Annotated in this window: 14 protein-coding genes; 5 read left to right on the forward strand and 9 right to left on the reverse strand. The window is 71.4% G+C overall.

Annotated elements, in window-relative coordinates:
* The 4 genes from ASH02_RS00310 to ASH02_RS00325 all read left to right on the forward strand — a co-directional run.
* Positions 1-450: hypothetical protein (locus ASH02_RS00310; protein ID WP_057294098.1), on the forward strand; the 450-nt coding region annotated here is incomplete at its 5' end.
* A complete protein-coding gene (locus ASH02_RS00315) occupies positions 450-755 on the forward strand; it encodes a hypothetical protein (RefSeq protein WP_056680673.1) in 306 nt (101 codons plus the stop codon). The genes ASH02_RS00310 and ASH02_RS00315, both read left to right, overlap by 1 nt.
* On the forward strand, positions 752-997 hold the full coding sequence (locus ASH02_RS00320; RefSeq protein ID WP_056680670.1) for a hypothetical protein: 246 nt from the start codon (positions 752-754) through the stop codon (positions 995-997). Before ASH02_RS00315 ends, ASH02_RS00320 begins: the two co-directional genes overlap by 4 nt.
* The gene (locus ASH02_RS00325; RefSeq protein WP_056680667.1) at positions 994-1,344 is read left to right on the forward strand and encodes a hypothetical protein; all 351 of its coding nucleotides are present in this window, start codon (positions 994-996) and stop codon (positions 1,342-1,344) included. The genes ASH02_RS00320 and ASH02_RS00325 overlap by 4 nt, the downstream gene beginning before the upstream one ends.
* Positions 1,345-1,403: 59 nt before the next feature.
* Here the strand turns inward: ASH02_RS00325 and ASH02_RS00330 are convergent, their stop codons facing one another.
* Complete coding sequence (locus ASH02_RS00330; protein WP_056680664.1) at positions 1,404-1,931, reverse strand: hypothetical protein; 528 nt, start codon at positions 1,929-1,931, stop codon at positions 1,404-1,406.
* Complete coding sequence (locus ASH02_RS00335; RefSeq protein ID WP_056680660.1) at positions 1,909-2,298, reverse strand: hypothetical protein; 390 nt, start codon at positions 2,296-2,298, stop codon at positions 1,909-1,911. Before ASH02_RS00335 ends, ASH02_RS00330 begins: the two co-directional genes overlap by 23 nt.
* A 311-nt stretch (positions 2,299-2,609) precedes the next feature.
* Between ASH02_RS00335 and mobF the strand changes: the two genes are divergently transcribed.
* The gene (gene mobF / locus ASH02_RS00340) at positions 2,610-8,516 is read left to right on the forward strand and encodes a MobF family relaxase (protein WP_056680657.1); all 5,907 of its coding nucleotides are present in this window, start codon (positions 2,610-2,612) and stop codon (positions 8,514-8,516) included.
* 466 nt (positions 8,517-8,982) lie between these two features.
* Here the strand turns inward: mobF and ASH02_RS00350 are convergent, their stop codons facing one another.
* From ASH02_RS00350 to ASH02_RS00380, 7 genes are all read right to left on the reverse strand, one after another.
* Entirely contained in the window at positions 8,983-9,786 is an 804-nt protein-coding gene (locus tag ASH02_RS00350) for a M48 family metalloprotease (protein WP_056680653.1), read from the reverse strand.
* Positions 9,787-9,928: 142 nt separating this feature from the next.
* Positions 9,929-10,276, reverse strand: coding sequence for a hypothetical protein (locus ASH02_RS00355; protein WP_156393578.1), 348 nt, complete (start codon positions 10,274-10,276; stop codon positions 9,929-9,931).
* A gap of 5 nt (positions 10,277-10,281) precedes the next feature.
* A complete protein-coding gene (locus tag ASH02_RS00360) occupies positions 10,282-10,983 on the reverse strand; it encodes a hypothetical protein (protein ID WP_056680647.1) in 702 nt (233 codons plus the stop codon).
* Positions 10,980-12,458 carry a type IV secretory system conjugative DNA transfer family protein gene (locus ASH02_RS00365; protein ID WP_056680644.1) on the reverse strand — a complete coding sequence of 493 codons (1,479 nt, stop codon included), beginning with the start codon at positions 12,456-12,458 and terminating at the stop codon, positions 10,980-10,982. Before ASH02_RS00365 ends, ASH02_RS00360 begins: the two co-directional genes overlap by 4 nt.
* Positions 12,455-12,739 carry a hypothetical protein gene (locus tag ASH02_RS26315; protein ID WP_056680641.1) on the reverse strand — a complete coding sequence of 95 codons (285 nt, stop codon included), beginning with the start codon at positions 12,737-12,739 and terminating at the stop codon, positions 12,455-12,457. The genes ASH02_RS00365 and ASH02_RS26315 overlap by 4 nt, the downstream gene beginning before the upstream one ends.
* Complete coding sequence (locus tag ASH02_RS00375; protein WP_056680638.1) at positions 12,736-13,338, reverse strand: hypothetical protein; 603 nt, start codon at positions 13,336-13,338, stop codon at positions 12,736-12,738. Before ASH02_RS00375 ends, ASH02_RS26315 begins: the two co-directional genes overlap by 4 nt.
* Before the next feature lie 77 nt (positions 13,339-13,415).
* Entirely contained in the window at positions 13,416-16,571 is a 3,156-nt protein-coding gene (locus ASH02_RS00380; protein ID WP_056680634.1) for a peptidoglycan DD-metalloendopeptidase family protein, read from the reverse strand.
* Positions 16,572-16,587: the final 16 nt, after the last annotated feature.

Genomic DNA, 16,587 nt, shown 5'->3' on the forward strand with positions numbered 1-16,587 from the left:
GAAACCACCGCCCTCGATACCGAGCAAGTCCGCGCATGGGAACTCCGGCCCACCGACACCCTGGTCGACCCCACAACCGGCGTCGCGTTCCCCATCACCACCGTCTCCGTGGATGAGCCCGGCCGCGCGGGACGCAGGGTCCACATCACCGCCCTGGTCCTCGGCGCCCGCATCCTGCCGCTCAACCAGTTCGTCACCATCGCGAAGCGGGACAACACCCCGACTTCCCCTGCCGCCGACGTCGAGGCCAGCGCCGCCAAGGACCGGCACACCCTCAGCGAGACGGCCTGCGACCTGATCGTCATCGAGCACCGGCTGCGCGACGTGCGCCGCTGGACCCCCGAGACCGCCAGCGCCCACCTGGACGCGGCCCTGTCCAGCGTCGCCACGGCGCTGGACGCCCTGCACGCCGAGTACGCCCACCGCACCACCACCGAACAGGAGCAGTGATGTCCAAGCAGACCCAGCCGGAGCCGACCGGCACCGTGATCAGCGAGCGCGACCAGCGCCGCATCCTCGCCGCCATGACGCGGATGCCGTACGCGGCCAGCAGCCGCGTCCCGAAGCCGTGGACGGCGCTGCGCGAGACCGTCACCGCCGATGCCGTCTTGGCGTTCCTCGACGGCCTCGCCGAGGTCCTGACCGAGGTCGCCGCAGAGAGCGACACGCACCGCCGCCGCCTGTTCTCCCTCGAGGCCGACATCGAGGCGTTCCGCCGCCTCATCGGCACCGCGCCCGCCGAGGTGACCCCGTGAGCGCGCACATCGAGTGGCTGGCCGCCCGCGAGACCAGCGTCCAGGTGTTCACACCCGGCGACGACTGGATCGGCGCCGGGGAGCACCGCCAGCCCGTCCTGACCCTCGCCGGTGACGAAGTGGTCGCGATCCAGGGCACGCCCGCCGAGTTGCGCGCACTGGCCGCCCGGATCACCGCCGTGGCCACCGCCGCGTCCGGTCGGCTCGACCTGGCCGCCGCACGAGAGGACCAGCCCGCATGAGCGACGACGCCAGCCTCCGCGCCCTGGAGGAGCGCGCGACCCCCGGCCCCTGGACTCCGGACGGCGACAAGATCCGTGCCACCGCCGCCGACGCCCTGATCCCGGACAACATCCTCGCGGCCTACTACACCGGCCACCGTCACCGGCTCGGCCTCGAGACCACCGGCCACGCCGCCGACGTGGAGTTCATGGCCGCTGCCCGCACCGCGCTGCCTGACCGGCTCGACCGGCTCGACCGCATTCGCGCTCTTCACGCCAAGTGGGGCGAGCAGTCGCCCGAGGACGCGGACGGCTACCTCGACCTGTGGGAGACGCTCGGTCGGCTCCTAGACGGCGAGCCCGGCTGACCAACAACCGCAAGGCCGCCCGTGCCATCGGTGCGGGGCGGCCCTCTGCGTCCGGCTGGTCACCACAGGGTCAGTTGCTCGCCCAGCAGCTCCTGGAGCCGCGTGAGGTCGTCGGCTACGAGCTGCGGGTCCTCACGCGCCAGGTCACGCAGTTCCCGAGCCCGCCGACGCGGCCCGCGCGGGTCGGCCAGCGGGCTGTACGGCAGTCGCCGTTGGACGGCCCACTCCTGCCGGTTCTTGCGCGCCGTCGAGACCACGACGTGTTCCGGCGCGATCCGCTGGCACAGCGGGTTGTGACAGCGGTGCCCGAGCAGCCGCGCCTCCGCGAGCGCGTCCACACCGTGCATCACCGCGTACGCGAACCGGTGGGCGATGATCACCCGACCCGGCGCGTACCAGAACCGGCCATGGCCACCGCCGTCGGTGCGCTCCCGCTCGGACCGACCCGAGACCGCCCCGGTCCACCACAGGCACTCACTGCCCGGCACCGTGGCCACCTTCGCCCGGTAGCGCGTGAGCACCGCCGGGTCTGTGAGCGCCGCCGCGACCGCCGCGAGGCCGGCGTCATCGAGCCGCCGAGCCGGCACCCGCTCCCCCGCTCTCGGCCGCCGCGTCGGGCTCCCCCTCGGCGGCCGGGCCGCCCTCGGTCTCCGCGCTGCCGGCCGGTGCGGCCAGCCGCCGCAGCCGCGTCGCCTCCCGCACGGTGATCGTCTCGCCGCACCACTCGACCGCCTCGCCCAGGGACAGCCCCTCGACCTCGGTCAACTCCCGCAGCGCATCCCCAGCGCGCTTCTCGGTCTCGGCCACCGCCGCGTCCCGCTGGCCGATCGCCACCATGACCTGTTCGGCCAGGTCGACCACCCGGCGCTCGCGCTCCTCACGCTCGCGCCGCCTCTTGTCGGCCATCTCCCGCGCCGTACGCCGCGCCTGCTGCTTGATCGTCTGCTGACTCATCGGTCCTCACTCCGTGTCGACATGGACTCTGACAGTCACCTACGACAAATCCCGGTCCCCGTGCGATCACCTCCGGCCAAGAAGCCTTCCGAACCCACCAACCTCGACCCCAGCCAGCCCGTTCAACTCCCGCAGCCCGACCCGACGCCCCAGCCGTCACCGACACCCCTCAGCGTCCCCCCAGATTTCCGCGACCTTCCAAGTGCCACACACCTCTTGCATTCTCGGTCTGCCGAATAGAAAGAACACATCAGCAATCCGACCGGAAGTGATCGCAGCGGGCGCCCGCGCGCACGTAGGTGACCGTGACGATGAGCCTCCACAAGCTGACGGCGGGGTCGGGGTACGACTACCTGACCCGCCAGGTCGCAGCGATGGACGCCACGGATAAGGGCCACACCGGCCTCGCGAGCTACTACACCGAGAGGGGCGAGACTCCCGGCGTGTGGGTCGGCTCCGGCATGGAGGGACTCGAAGGGCTCGACGCCGGCGACGTCGTCACCGCTGACCACATGCAGAGCCTGTTCGGCTCCGGTCACCACCCGCTGGCCACCCAGCGGACCAAGGACCTGGACCTGCGCATCGGCCGCGACGGCGTCGACCGGCCGACCGACGCGGACTACAAGACGGCCCGCCAGCTCGGCACGCCGTACAAGGTCTACGAAAACGACATCAGCCCGTTCCGGATCGAGGTCGCCAAGCGCATCGCGGCCCTCAACGAGGCCGCCGGCCTGCCGGGTGACTGGCCGGTCCCCGCGGCCGACCGGGCCAAGGTCCGAACCGAGGTCGGCACCGAGTTCTTCCGTGCTGAGCACGGCCGCGAACCCGCCGACGCACGCGAGCTGGCCGCCGCGATCGCCAGGCACTCCCGAGCGAAGACCAACGCGGTGGCCGGCTACGACCTGACCTTCTCCCCGGTCAAGAGCGTCTCGGTGTTGTGGGCGATCTCCGACCCGAAGACCGCCGCGGTGATCGAGCGGGCCCACCAGGCGGCGATCAAGGACGCGCTGGGCTTCATCGAATCCAAGGCACTGTTCACCCGCCGGGGCACCAACGGCGTCCGCCAGGTCGACGTCCGCGGCCTGGTCGCCACGGCGTTCACCCACCGCGACTCCCGCGCGGGAGACCCTGACTTGCATACGCACGTCGCCGTTGCGAACAAGGTCCAGACGCTCGACGGCAAGTGGCTGGCCATCGATGGCCGGCCGCTGCACAAGGCGGTGGTCTCGGCCTCGGAGACCTACAACACCGCGCTCGAGCGGCACCTGGTCGACGCCCTCGGCGTGCGGTTTAAGGAGCGGCCGAACGAGGACGCCCGCAAGCGGCCGGTGCGCGAGATCGTCGGCGTCGACCCCGAGCTGAACCGCCGCTTCTCTAAGCGCCGCGCCAGCGTCGAGGACCGCCGCAAGGTCCTCGCGGCCGCGTTCCATGCCACCCACGGCCGCCCGCCGACGCCGGTGGAGACCATCCAGCTGTCCCAGCAGGCGACGCTGGAGACCCGCGAGGCCAAGCACGAGCCGCGCTCGCTGGCCGAGCAGCGCGAGACCTGGAGCCGTGAGGCCATCGAGGCGCTGGGCACCCCTCAACGGGTCAAGCAGATGGTCCACGGGGCGCTGAACCCGAAGGGCGCAGCGCGGTCGCTGGCCGACTCGGCCTGGTTCGCCAAGACGACCGACCGGATCGTGGCGACGATGGAGGGAGCTCGGAGCACCTGGCAGTTCTGGCACGTCTACGCCGAGGCCCAGCGGCAGGTCCGGGGCGCCAACGTGCCCACCAACCAGGTCTCCCAGGTCGTCGAACTGCTCGTCAGCGAGGTCCTCGACGGCCGCTCGGTGAGCATGGCCCGACCCTGGGACGCCATCAGCGAACTGGTCGAGCTGCGGCGCGCGGACGGGGCCTCGGTCTACACCCAGAGCGGCGCCGTGCTGTTCACCTCGGGCAAGGTACTCGCCGCCGAGCAGCGTCTGGTCGAGGTCGCCGGCCGCCACGACGGGTACGCCGTCGAGCCGTCCTCGGTCGACCTGGCGCTGCTCGAGTCGACCGCCAACGGCATCACCCTCAACGCCGGACAGGCCACGCTGGTCCGCGAGATGGCCACCTCCGGTGCCCGGCTGCAGCTGGCGATCGCGCCCGCCGGATCCGGCAAGACCACCGCGATGCGAGCCCTGGCCAGCGCCTGGGCTGATGGTGGCGGCACCATCATCGGTCTGGCTCCCTCAGCGGCGGCCGCGGACGCGCTCCGCTCGCAGATCGACACCCAGACCGACACCCTGGCCAAACTAACCCACTCGCTCGAGCAGGCCCGCGAGTCCGGCGCCGCGATGCCCGCCTGGGTCGCCGGCATCGACGCCTCCACCCTCGTGGTCATCGACGAGGCCGGGATGGCGGACACCCTCTCGCTGGACGCGGCGGTGTCCTACATCCTCGAGCGCGGCGGCAGCGTCCGCCTGATCGGCGACGACCAGCAGCTCTCCGCGATCGGCGCCGGCGGCGTCCTGCGCGACATCCGCGCCACTCACGGAGCACTGCAGCTGACCGAGCTCGTCCGGTTCAAGGACCCCGCCGAGGGCGCCGCCTCGCTCGCGCTGCGCGAGGGCAAGCCCGAGTCGCTCGGCTTCTACCTCGACCGCGACCGCGTCCACGTCGGCGACCTGGCCACCATGACCGAGGACGTCTTCGCCGCCTGGCAGGCCGACCGTGCCGCCGGCCTGGACTCGATCATGCTCGCCCCCACCCGCGACCTGGTCAGCGAGCTGAACCAGCAGGCCCGCGCCCACCGGCTCGAGGGGATCGACCCGGCCGACCCCGACCATGAGTCCGCCAGCGGCCCGGTCCGCCGGCTCGCCGACGGCAACGAGGCCTCGATCGGCGAACTGATCATCACCCGCGAGAACGACCGTCGCCTGCGTACTTCGGCTACCGACTGGGTGAAGAACGGCGACCGCTGGAACGTGCTGGAGATCCACGACGGCGGCGACCTGACCGTCCAGCACACCCAGCACGGCCGCACCGTGCGGCTGCCCGCTGACTACGTCGCCCGATCCTCCGAGCTCGGCTACGCGTGCACCGTGCACACCGCCCAGGGCGTCACCGCCGACACGATGCACGGCCTGGCCACCGGCAGCGAGTCGCGCCAGCAGCTCTACACGATGATGACCCGCGGCGCGCACGCGAACCACGTCTACCTCGAGGTCGTCGGCGACGGCGACCCGCACTCGGTGATCCACCCGACGCTGGTCCGGCCGCTCACGCCGACTGACATCCTCGAGTCGGTGCTGGCGCGCGACGACACGCAGCGGTCCGCAACCAGCCTGCTGCGCGAGCAGGCCGATCCGGCCACCCGGCTCGGCGAGGCGTCCCAGCGCTACCTCGACAGCCTCTACGTCGCCGCAGAGGATCTCCTGCGCCATGACCACGTTGGCCAGGACGCCAACGGCGCCCCGATCAACGTGGTCGATGCCCTGGACAACGCGGTCGAGACGCTCGTCCCTGGGCTCTCGGAGGAGGCCGCCTGGCCGACCTTGCGTGCCCATCTGCTGCTGCTCGGCGCGGCCGGCGAGAACCCTGTCGACGCGCTCCGGGCGGCCGCCGGCGACCGGGAGCTGGAGACCGCGCACGACCGCGCCGCGGTCCTCGACTGGCGCCTGGACGCCTCCGGCCTGCGCAACGCCGGCGCAGGGCCGCTGCCGTGGATGCCCGCGGTCCCGGCCCGCCTGGCTGAGGACCCGCACTGGGGCGCCTACCTCTCCCAGCGCGCTCACCTGGTCGAGCAGCTCGCCGACCAGGTCCGAACGCGGGCGACCGACCAGGCAGCACTGCCGGCGTGGGCACAGAACGGCCTCCGGCCCGAGGCCGCCACGGTCGCCAACGTCGAGGTCTGGCGGGCCGCCATGCGGGTCCCGGTCGACGACCGGCGACCAACCGGTGCACCGCAGCTGCAGAAGGCCTCCGCGACCTGGCAGCGACGGCTCAACCGCGCCGTCACCGGCGACCACACGCCGGCGCTCAAGGAATGGCGCCAGCTGCTCTACTCGCTGGCCCCGCAGGTCCGCGACGACGAGTTCACCCCGCTGCTCGCCGAGCGGCTGGCCGCGATGTCCCGCGCGGCCGTCACCGCCCACGAGCTGCTGCGCACCGCCACTGCGGCCGATCACCCGGCCGGGCCGCTGCCCGATGAGCACGCCGCGGCGGCCGTGTGGTGGCGCATGGCCCGTCAGCTCACCCCGGCCGTTGCCTCCCAGATCGGCGACGGTTCCCACGGTGAGAGCGTCACCACCGAGTGGACTCCGCGGCTCGCGGATCTGTTCGGTCCCGAGCGCGCCGCGAGCATCCAGGCCAGCACCTGGTGGCCCGCGCTCGTCGCGAACGTGGACCACGGCGTGCAGCGCGGCTGGCAGGTCGAGGCTCTGCTGGGTGCCGGGCGGGCGATGCCGAGCGACGGCTGGGAGGGCGTCGACGAGTGCCAGGCGCTGGTCTGGCGGACCTCGATCGCGCTGGAGACCGCTCCCGACGAACCACCCGCAGAGCTGTGGGACGGGATCGAGCCGGACCCGGAGACGCTCGTCGACCACGCCGCCGACCCCGACTGGGCCGACTGGCCGCTCGCCGAGGACCCCGGCCCGTACGACGAGCACGCGGCCGACGAGCACGTGGCCGACGAGCACGTGGTCGACGCCGTCGCTGGCGACCTGGTCGACGTCGACGAGGACCAGTTCGTCGAGCCCGACCTGACGCTGGCCGCCTACATCCGCGACCTCGGCGGCAGCCGACTGGAGCCCACCGACGCCGACCTCCGGGTCATGTACCAGCGGGCCGACGAGTGGCACTCCTCCCCCGTCTCGCGTGAGCGCATGCTCGAGATCAACGACATGGCACGGGCCTTCTTCGAGGCCCGGTTCACCGACTCGTGGGGCCGCGACTACCTCACCGGACGGTTCGGCATCGACCTCGCCGGCGACGAGCGGTTCCGTCCCGGTCAGGCGCCAGCCGGGTGGACCAACCTGGTCGACCACCTGCGCGGCCGCGGTGTCAGCGACGCCGAGATGGTGGCCACTGGCGTCGCCACCGAGGCCAGCACCGGTCGCCTCATCGACCGGTTCCGCGACCGGGTGATGTTCCCGGTGATCCACCAGGGCGAAGTGCTCGGCTTCGTCGGCCGCCGCCGGCCCGACCTCACCCACGCCGACAAGGGCGGCCCGAAGTACCTCAACACAGCCGCCACCCCGCTGTTCCACAAGGGCGCCCAGCTATTCGGTGTCGTCGACGAACTGCTGGCCGAGGGTGCGGTCCCAGTGATCGTCGAGGGCCCGATGGACGCCGTGGCGGTCACGCTGGCCAGCGCCGGCCTCTACCTCGGCGTGGCGCCCCTCGGCACGTCGCTGACCGATGAGCAGGCCGCCCAGCTGGCTGCAGTCGGCCGAGACCCGATCGTGGCCACCGACGCCGACCTCGCTGGCCAGGTCGCGGCCGAGCGCGACTTCTGGATGCTCACCCCGCACGGCCTCGACCCCGGCTTCGCGCGGTTCCCCGACGGCCTCGACCCCGCCGACCTACTCGCCCAGCGCGGGCCCGCCGCGCTCACTGCCGCGGTGGCCAGCGGCCAGCCCGCCTTCCGCTCGCTCGGTGACCAATTGCTCACCGAGCGGCTGGACAACCTCGCCCCGGAGCAGGCACATCTGGCCGCCATGCGGGTCATCTCGGCACGTCCCAGCCGCGCCTGGGAGCCGGGCGTCAACCAGGTCCGGGCCCGGCTGCAGCTCTCCCAGTTGCAGGCGCGACGCGACCTGCGCGACGCGATCAAGACCTGGGATGCCGACCCGCGGAAGGCGGCACTGGCCGAGCTCCACAAGAGCAGCGAGGTTCGCACACGGCTCTCGGCCGCGGCCGAGAAGACCCCCGCCGAGCGGTGGGCCACCTTGGCTCGCGAGCTCGACCCGCGGCTGCTCGAGCAGGGCGACTGGCCGGCCACCGCCGCGATGCTGCAGCAGGCCCACGAGCAGGGTCAAGACGTCGGCGCCGCCACGCGCGGCCTGGTCGCTGAGAAGCCCCTGGGCGACAGCCCTGCGCGTGACCTGCGCTACCGGATCGTGTCCCGCCTCGAGATCCCGATCGACACCGGCGAAAGCACCCCGGCGCCGACCCAGTCGCCGGGCGTGGCACGAGATCGGCAGGACGTGAACCGTCCGCGGCCGCCCCGCCGCGGTACCCCTCGCCGGTGACCCGCTCCGGAAGCCCGCAGGCTGGCGTCACGGTAAGACCAGCTGCACGATCCTGTGGTCGCGGTGACAGCGGCCTCCGCAGCCGGTCTCGTCGATCAACGTCTTGGCCTCCAACGCACTATCAGCCGTCTGGTGCAGGGACACGGCTCCGTGCCGGTACCTGACAGGCCCAGAAGGTCTGCACGCCACCAACGCGATAGCTCCTTCGCCGGAGACCCACGGAGCGTCGTTCCAGATGCACTTCGCCATCGTCAGAAAGGTCCTGTGCTCACGTGAGCAATTGTGCTGCCGCCAAACTGGTCCCAGATCGGTTGGAGTCACGATCGTCATCCTCACGCAGCGAAGAAGCCAGGGTCTACCCAGGCCGCGGCCGACCGGATGGACTACGTCGGCTGCCAGCCGCTGAACGGGCCAACGAGGTCGGCCCGGCTGCTACCAGAGGTGTTTCGCCGCCGCGTTCGAGAAGTCACCCAAGGCGACTGCGCATGGCTGCGAGCCGCGCCTGCGGCTCGGGGTGGGTTGCGAACCACCGCCGCTCCAGCCGCGACCACGCGGGGCCGCCGTCGGGCGTCGGCCGCGCCAGGCTTTTCTCGTAGAACCGCATCAGCTCGGCGGCCGCGTCCAGGTCGCGAGTCAGGTCGATGGCGAAGAGATCGGCGGTGGCCTCTTCGCGCCGGTCGAAGGTGAAGCGGAGACCGAGAAACGCCACGGCCGCACTCATCGTGGCCAGCAATGAGGGGCCGGCCAGCTGGGGCGAGGCCGCAAGAGCAGCTGCAGTGAGACCAGCGCCTGCCAACACGAGGAGTAGGTAACCGACCAGCCACGAGTACCGCGCCGCGGCCGAACTGCGCTCGCGGCGGATGACGTGGCCGAGCTCGTGGGCGGCCAGGCTCTGCACTGCGCGGGCGCTGAGGCCGGTGAGCGCGGCCCGCGCGAACACCACGGTGGGGGGACGACCAGCCCGGAAGCGGGTCACCGCGAGACCACCATCGCCCACGGTCCCATCGGCTTCCCCGGCGACCGGGGCGCCCAGGATCGCAACGACGTCGGTTGCCGGAGGCGGGACGTTCGCGACTGCGGCGACGGCGGCCATCGCCGCGGCGGCCCGCTGCTGCAGCAGGACGTCGACCGGGCTTGTTTGCGCGCTGGTGCGCCAGCTGACCGACCAGGCGAGCAGGACCTTCGCAAGCGCCACGATCAACAGAACGGCTCCGCCGAGGTAGGCGATAGTCACCACGATGAGGAGCGCTGAGGTCAGCTGATCCGGCATCAGTCCTACGCCTGGGAGGTCGAAGGGGCGAGAACGCTCAGAATGGCTCTCCCACAACGAAGCGGTGTGTGACTACCCGCTGGCAGGGGTTGCCGTTCTCTCAGCGGCGTTCTAACGCCGTCTTGAGCCCGTCGTGCCCACTTCATCGCGATGCAGTGGGCGCGAGCTCCACGTCTGGGGTCGCCGACGTCGATGGGATTGCGCGGTCCTCGGCCGCTCGGCCGCGGGCGGCTGTCGCAGGCTCCTCGAGGTCCTCGGTCGCCTCGACCATTTGACGCTGCTCCTCTGTGCTCGGTACGCCGTATCGGCGATTGGCCATCGCCTCGACCTGTGCAACGGCGTTCCACACGTACTCACCCGAGCCGTGGGAGTAGCAGGCGTTGACGTGTTCGCGCGCGTGGCCGAGCTCCTTCTTGCTTGAGCGCGGGTGCTCGCCGAGAGCCTTGAGGGCGCGCTGGGCTCGGCGGATGGCCTCGGAGCGTTCGTTCATCTGCATCATTCGCGGGGTCCCTTCTCGGTGCGGGTGCGCGGCAGAGCGCCGCCCAGCTCGTCGTCGTGGATTTCGCCGGTGTCGAGGTCGACGAGGCCGAGCCGCGGTGGACCGGCCGGCGATTGTTCGTGTGCCCGCCGGTTGACGGGCAGAGCGTCGATGTCGTGGGCGAACGTGTTCTCGCGGCGCTGGCGGCTGGCGTCGGCCAGGTGCTCGCTGTGGCGCGGCTTGGCCGGCCAGCTCTTGTGCTCGTCGTCGCAGTGGGTGCGCAGCCTGTTGCGCATCCGGTCGGTGAACGCCGCCAGGCAGTAGCGGTGCCACTCCTCGAGCGCGTCGCTGGTCATCGCCAGGCCGGCCCGCCGGCGCTGGTCGGCAAGGACGGCGATCTCGTGGACCAGGTGCGGGTGCAGAGGCCAGCAGCTGGGGATGAGCCCGGAGACGTCCCAGGTGTACTCGCGGTTGAGCCAGATCACGACGTCCTCGAGCCACTCCCACAGGTCGTGACGCAGCTCGGGGTCCAGGCAGGTCGACGGCTCCCAGGGCCGCGACAGCAGCGCGTGGTTACCCAGGGCCTTCTTCTCCTCCTCGGTCCCGTTGATGGCGATGTGGAGCTCGCGGTAGGCGAGGCGGACGTGGTCCCCGGGGACGGGGAACGGGAAGACCATCAGCGTGGGTGCCGCCCGGCGGGTCTGCTGCTCTGTGGTCACAGTTCACTCCTTGCGTGGTCGGTCTCGTCGTCGACGAAGCCGAGACGGCGTGCCTCGACGAGCGCGGCGGTGGCTCGGGCCTCGGGGGTGATGACCATGCGCCGGTCGTTGGTGAGGCGCTCGCGCAGCGCCCGCTGGTCGGCCAGCAGGCGTTCCCCGGCCTTGCCTTCGACGCAGCGGTGCAGCTTGGCGATGATCGGCTTGCCGTTCTCGGCGACGACCAGAGCTTGGCGTTCGGGCAGTTGCCGGACTTCCTCGGGCCGCATGATCGGGATGTCGTCGCCGGAGAAGCTGCGCCCACCGCCACTGGCTCCGCCGGTGGAGTGGGTGACCCGCCCGATGCGGACCGTTCCGAGGAGGTCGGAGATCTCCTGGTTGAAGGCGACGTCCTTGGAGCCGCCGAACATCACCAGGGCGTTGGTGAGGCCGAGCAGTGCTCGGGCCTCGTGCTCACCGAAGATGCTGGTCAGCTGGGGCCGAGTCTGGGCGGCCCAGATGAACGACAGCCCCAGGGCGCGCTCGTTGGCCATTCGGGTGCGCAGGGTCGGAAGCGGCGCGGTCGACGGCAGCTCGTCGAGCACCGAGACCAGGGGCGGGCACAGCCGGCCGCCCCACGGTGAGCTGTTGGCCAGCAGCAGGCCGGTGTCCAAGACGTGCTCGGCCACGGCGGTCATCAGGGGGCTGGCCGAGGCGTAGGGGTCTTCGCGGCCGAGCAGGTAGATGGTGCCGCGTCGACGGATCACGTCGGCGAGGTCGGTGGCGGGACGTCCGGGGCTGGGAATGCAGCGGCGGCGGATGTCGGCCTGGAAGAACAGCGAGACCGCCTGCTGCACTGTGGTGACGGTGTTGCCGGCGGTGCGGTCGTCACCGTTCAGCGCACCGTGCAGGAGGCCGTGCCAGAACGGCTCGGCGTGCGGGTGCCGCCGCAGGATCTCCATCGGCTGGGTGGCTGCGGTGGGGTTGGCGACCCACTGCAGCACGTCCTCGAGCGTCCTACCGGTCAGCGCCGCGGCGTGGAAGTAGCCCTGCAGCACCTTCGCGGACTCGGCGGCGTAGAACCGCGCAGCATCGTCGCCGGTGCCGCCGGTGATCGCGCCCTTGACGGTGCCGGCGGTGAAAGCCTTGGCGCGCCGCTCGGCGACCTTGGGGTCCACGCAGCCGGCGATCGGGTCCCAGATCAGCTCGTCGACGACGCCCTCGGCCAGGCCGAAGGGGTCGAGCACCACGCAGGGCCGGTCGTCGCGGGAACGCTCGGTGAGGCTGAGCAGCAGGTCCTCGACCTTTGTCAGTGTCACCAGGGCGGCACCCGGAGCGCCGAGCAGCGCAGGGGTGAGCAGGTCAAGGGTCTTGCCGGATCCCTGCGGGCCGATTACGCCGGCGGTGCGGTCCCACGGCACCCACAGCTCGCCGCCTCGCGGCTCGTGGGCATCACCGATGCGCCAGCCCACGTCCCAGGGGTCGAACCTCAGCTTCATCGCGCCACCTCGGGAACGGTGTCCCCGCACGGGGCGAGGCAGCGACGGCAGATCACCGCACGGCCGTGGCGTTCTTCTTTTCGGCGGCCGAGGAGCGGGAAAGAGGTGTCGGACAGCAGGTCGCGCGCCTCGCAGAGGAGTTCCACCTGGCCGGCAGCCACGTAGTAGTGGCGCCCGACGAGGACCGGCCGGTGTCCGCGGCGGCGACAGCTGATGCCGCCCAGGCGGCGGCCGCGGGTGCGAAGTGTCGGGTTGTCCTGCAGTGGGGTCTCGTTGCTCATCGGTCTTCCTTCGTTCGCCGGCCATGCAGGAGCCACGGGCTGAGGCCGTGGCCCAGCTGCGGGCCGGGTTGTTCGGTGAGGTCGCCGGCGGTGCGCTGGACCGGCGCTGCTGTCGCGGCGGCGTGCTTGCCGTAGAGGTCCGGGCGGACGATGCCGGCGACCTTGCGGAGCCGGGTGACGCCGAGCAGCTTCTCGGCCTCGGCTGCGGTCGCCATGCCGCGCATGCGGCCCGGGCCCCAGCGCTGGTAGGCCCACGCGCCGAGCCACATGGTCGCGGTGAGCAGCGCGACCTCAGTCAGGGCGAGGCTGACCCAGACCAGGCCGCTACCGGCCAGACCGTCGGGGGTGGGGCTGGGCAGCCCGGCGTCGGCGTGTCCGCCGAGGACGCCGGGAAGGCTGGTCCAGAAGGCGGTGCCGATGGGTGAGGGGAACGCGCCGGCGTTGGCGTCGGGCCATGTCCATCCGGCGCCGGCGACCAGGTTGGCGACTGATCGTCCGAGCTGGATGCCAATGACGATGATGAACAGGGTCGCCAAGGCCACCGCTACGGGGATCTCCCAGGTCCACGGGTAGGGGTCTCGTCGTCGCTCACGCTGCATCGGTCTGGCCACCTCCAGGCGGTCGTGGGTCGTTGGGCCTCGCTGGTCACCTATGTGCTGTCAGGGCTCCGGTGCGATCACACGGCGTGACTCGGGCGTGATGCGTTCTCTGCGAGCCAGGTCGAGGGGTCGACGTTGTCGGGGTCGTAGATGGAGCCGTTCTTGAGGTGGACCTCGAAGTGGAGGTGGCAGCCGGAGACGTTGCCCTCCTTGCCGACCTGGCCGATCGGCTCGCCGGCTGCGACGGTCTGGCCGCGGCTGACGCTGACGGTCGCCATGTGGGCGTACCACGTGGTCAGGGACCCGGCGCCGGTGGTGACCTTGACCAGCTGCGGCCCAGCCCAGGAACGCTGGGTGGTGTCGATCTCGATGGTGCCGGCGTGGGCGGCGTAGACGGTGGTTCCGCAGGGTGCGGAGAAGTCGGTGCCGGTGTGCCACCTGGACCAGTAAGGGCCGGTCTCGTGCCAGTTGTGGTTGTCGGTTCCGACATACTGCGCGGGCACCGGATAGACGACCTCGTCGCAGGAGGCGCCCTCGAGGCCGACCGGCTGGACGGAGGCGCCGGGCTTGACGTTGATGTGGACATGGTCGAGGTGGTTCTCGGTAGCGCTCCCCCGGTCCTCCATCGGCCGCCAGCCCTCGCCTGCGCGGGCGACCGACCAGATCCGCTGGTACCAGATGATGTAGTCGATGCCGAGCTTCTGGGCATTGGCCTTGGCGTAGGCGGCGAGACGGTCGCCCTGCGCGCGGCCCGCCGCGTTGAGTGGCACCATGAAGTCGGCCGCGAGCCCGGCCGGGTGGCCGTTGGGGTCGGTGGCGCTCTCGCGGTAGCCGCCGACGGTCTTGATGTCGAACATGGGGCCGAGGATGTTGACCAGCTGGGTCAGCTGCGGCTTGACCGGGCCGAGGTTGTACTTGGCCTCCGCGGTGCCGGAGTCGACTGCGCACCCGGCGCTGCTGCCGGCGGTGGTGGCGGTCACCAGCGGGTGGTCGGCGATCTTGCTGGCCTGGGTGATGGTGTCGACCGCGGCGCTGGCCCAGGTGAGGTTGGCGCCGTAGACGTGGTCGATCGGCGCGTCCTGCTTGGGCTTCTTGCAGGGGTCGGCAGAGCCGCCGAAGGCGTTGCTCAGCTCAGGGGTCAGTGCGCAGTGCGAGGAGTTGCTGCCGTCCTTGCCGTCGTTGAAGTCGCCGAGGATCACCGAAGGGGTGCCGGTGCCTGCGAGCTCGGTCATCGTGGCCAGCTGGAGGCGCAGCGCCTCCTGGCGGTGCCCGGCGGCGTTCCCGTGGGTGTTGGCCGGGTTGTGGATGCTCCAGACCCAGATCAGCTGCCCGGTGGTCGTCGAGGTCAGCTGTACCAGGGGCATGCCGACGTCCTTGCCGCCGAAGTACGGGATGTCGACGAGGCGCCCGTCGGTCTGCTCCCACTCGTTGTGGTCCCAGATCACCCGGTTCTGTGCCTTCCCGCTGGCCGGGTAGATCCCCCACTTGGCCGCGTACTGGTTCTCCAGCGCTTGGGCCTGCGGGCCATGCACCTCCTGGAGGCCGGCGATCGAGATGCCGGCGTTCTCGATCGTGCGCATGGCGCCGGGCAGTCGCTTGTCCCAGGTGTCGTACCCGGGCCGCTCCCCCGGCTTGTCGGTGTGGCCGGCGCCGAGCAGGTTGAGGGTGCCGACGGTGATGGGGTTGACGGTCTCGCCCTGGCAGTTGGCGACGTTCGTGGTGGAGCCCTCGGAGTCAGAGCCGGGCAGGTCCGGCAGGTCGCCGCCGAGCAGATCGGTGATGTCGCCGGCGACGTCCTCCCACTGGGCGTAGGCGTCTGGGTAGCCCGAGCGCTGGACGGCCTGCGCGGCCTGGGTGAGCGGCATGTTCTGCCAGCCGGGGATGTCGAGGAGGCCGGGGTTGCCGGTGTGCTGGGCCTGGCCGAAGAACGCGCGGGCCGCGAGGAGGGGGTTGGTGATCTCGGCCCGGCTTCCCCAGCCAGCCGAGGGGCGCTGCTGGAACAGGCCGCCGGAGTCGCGGTCACCTCCGGTGAGGTTGACCAGCTTGGACTCCTGGATCGCGGCGGCGATCGCGATCTGCAGCCCGTAGCGGGGAATCTCGAGGTCTCGGGCGACCTGGGCGATGGTGATCGCGTTGCGGGCCTGCTCGGCGGTCATGGTCGGGTAGTTGGACGCGAACCGCAGCCGCATCAGCTGGGCGAGCACGTCGCGGGCCGGCGGCTCGGCGGACGTCCGGGCGGTGGTCGCCGCGGGCACGATCCCGTCGGTCGTGGTGGTGGTCTCGGGCGCGCTCTCCGGGCCGGCGCCGTTCATCGCGATGCGAGCCGAGAGCCAGTGGTGGTCCGACACCATCGTGCCGTCCCAGCCCTGCTCGAGGCGGGCGCCCTGGTGGTGCGGGAAGAAGATGAAGTCGACGCCGTGGTTGTGCCATCCGTAGCCGGCGGCCTTCATCTTCGCGGCCGCCGTCCAGGGGATGTTGGTGTAGGAGGCCTGGGTGTTCATGTCGCCGCCGATCAGCACCGGACCGTGGGCGGCCAGCGAGTTGCGCAGCTGCAGCAGGATGACCATTCCGGCGCCGTACTGCTGGGGCCGGGTCAGCGGCGGGTTGCCGTGCTGCTTCGGCCAACGGTGCGGGTTGGTCATGTGGTGGGTGGAGACCACCGAGACCACGGAGCCGTCGGCGCGGCGCAGCATCACCCATGTCGCGAAGCGGTCCCACGTGACCGGACGCCCGTCGTAGAAGGTCTTGTCGTCGTCGACGAGCTGGACCCGGCCGCCGTTGACCTTCGTCCAGGTCGAGCTCTTCCAGAGCACGACGTTGCCCATGGCCTGCTCGGCGCCGGTGCCGGTGCCGGCCGGGGCTGCCACCCGGAAGGCTGAGTAGCCCGGCGTGGCGGCTTCGATCTGCTCCAGGCTCCAGCCGCTGGCCTCGTTGAGGGTGACGAACTCGGGGTTCTTGGACAGGACCTTGGGCATGGAGGCCCGGAACCCGTCGAGGCCGGAGCGGCGCGGGATGTTGGCCTGCGCCATGGTGATCTTGCCGTTGACCGGGCCGCCCACCGGGCCGTCGATGGCTCCGAGGTCACCGAGCTCGGTAGGCACGGTGCCTTGGCTGCTCTGGGTGCGGCACTCGGCGGCCGCGGTGGTCGTCATCACCACCATCAGCGTCACCAGGAACGGCAGCCCCATGAAGATGATCAGGACGGGCAGTCCCGCGAGCAGCAGCTTCTTCATCACAGGTCAGTCCCGA

It is taken from the genome of Nocardioides sp. Soil796 (genome assembly GCF_001429525.1).
In the GTDB taxonomy this organism is placed as follows: domain Bacteria; phylum Actinomycetota; class Actinomycetes; order Propionibacteriales; family Nocardioidaceae; genus Nocardioides.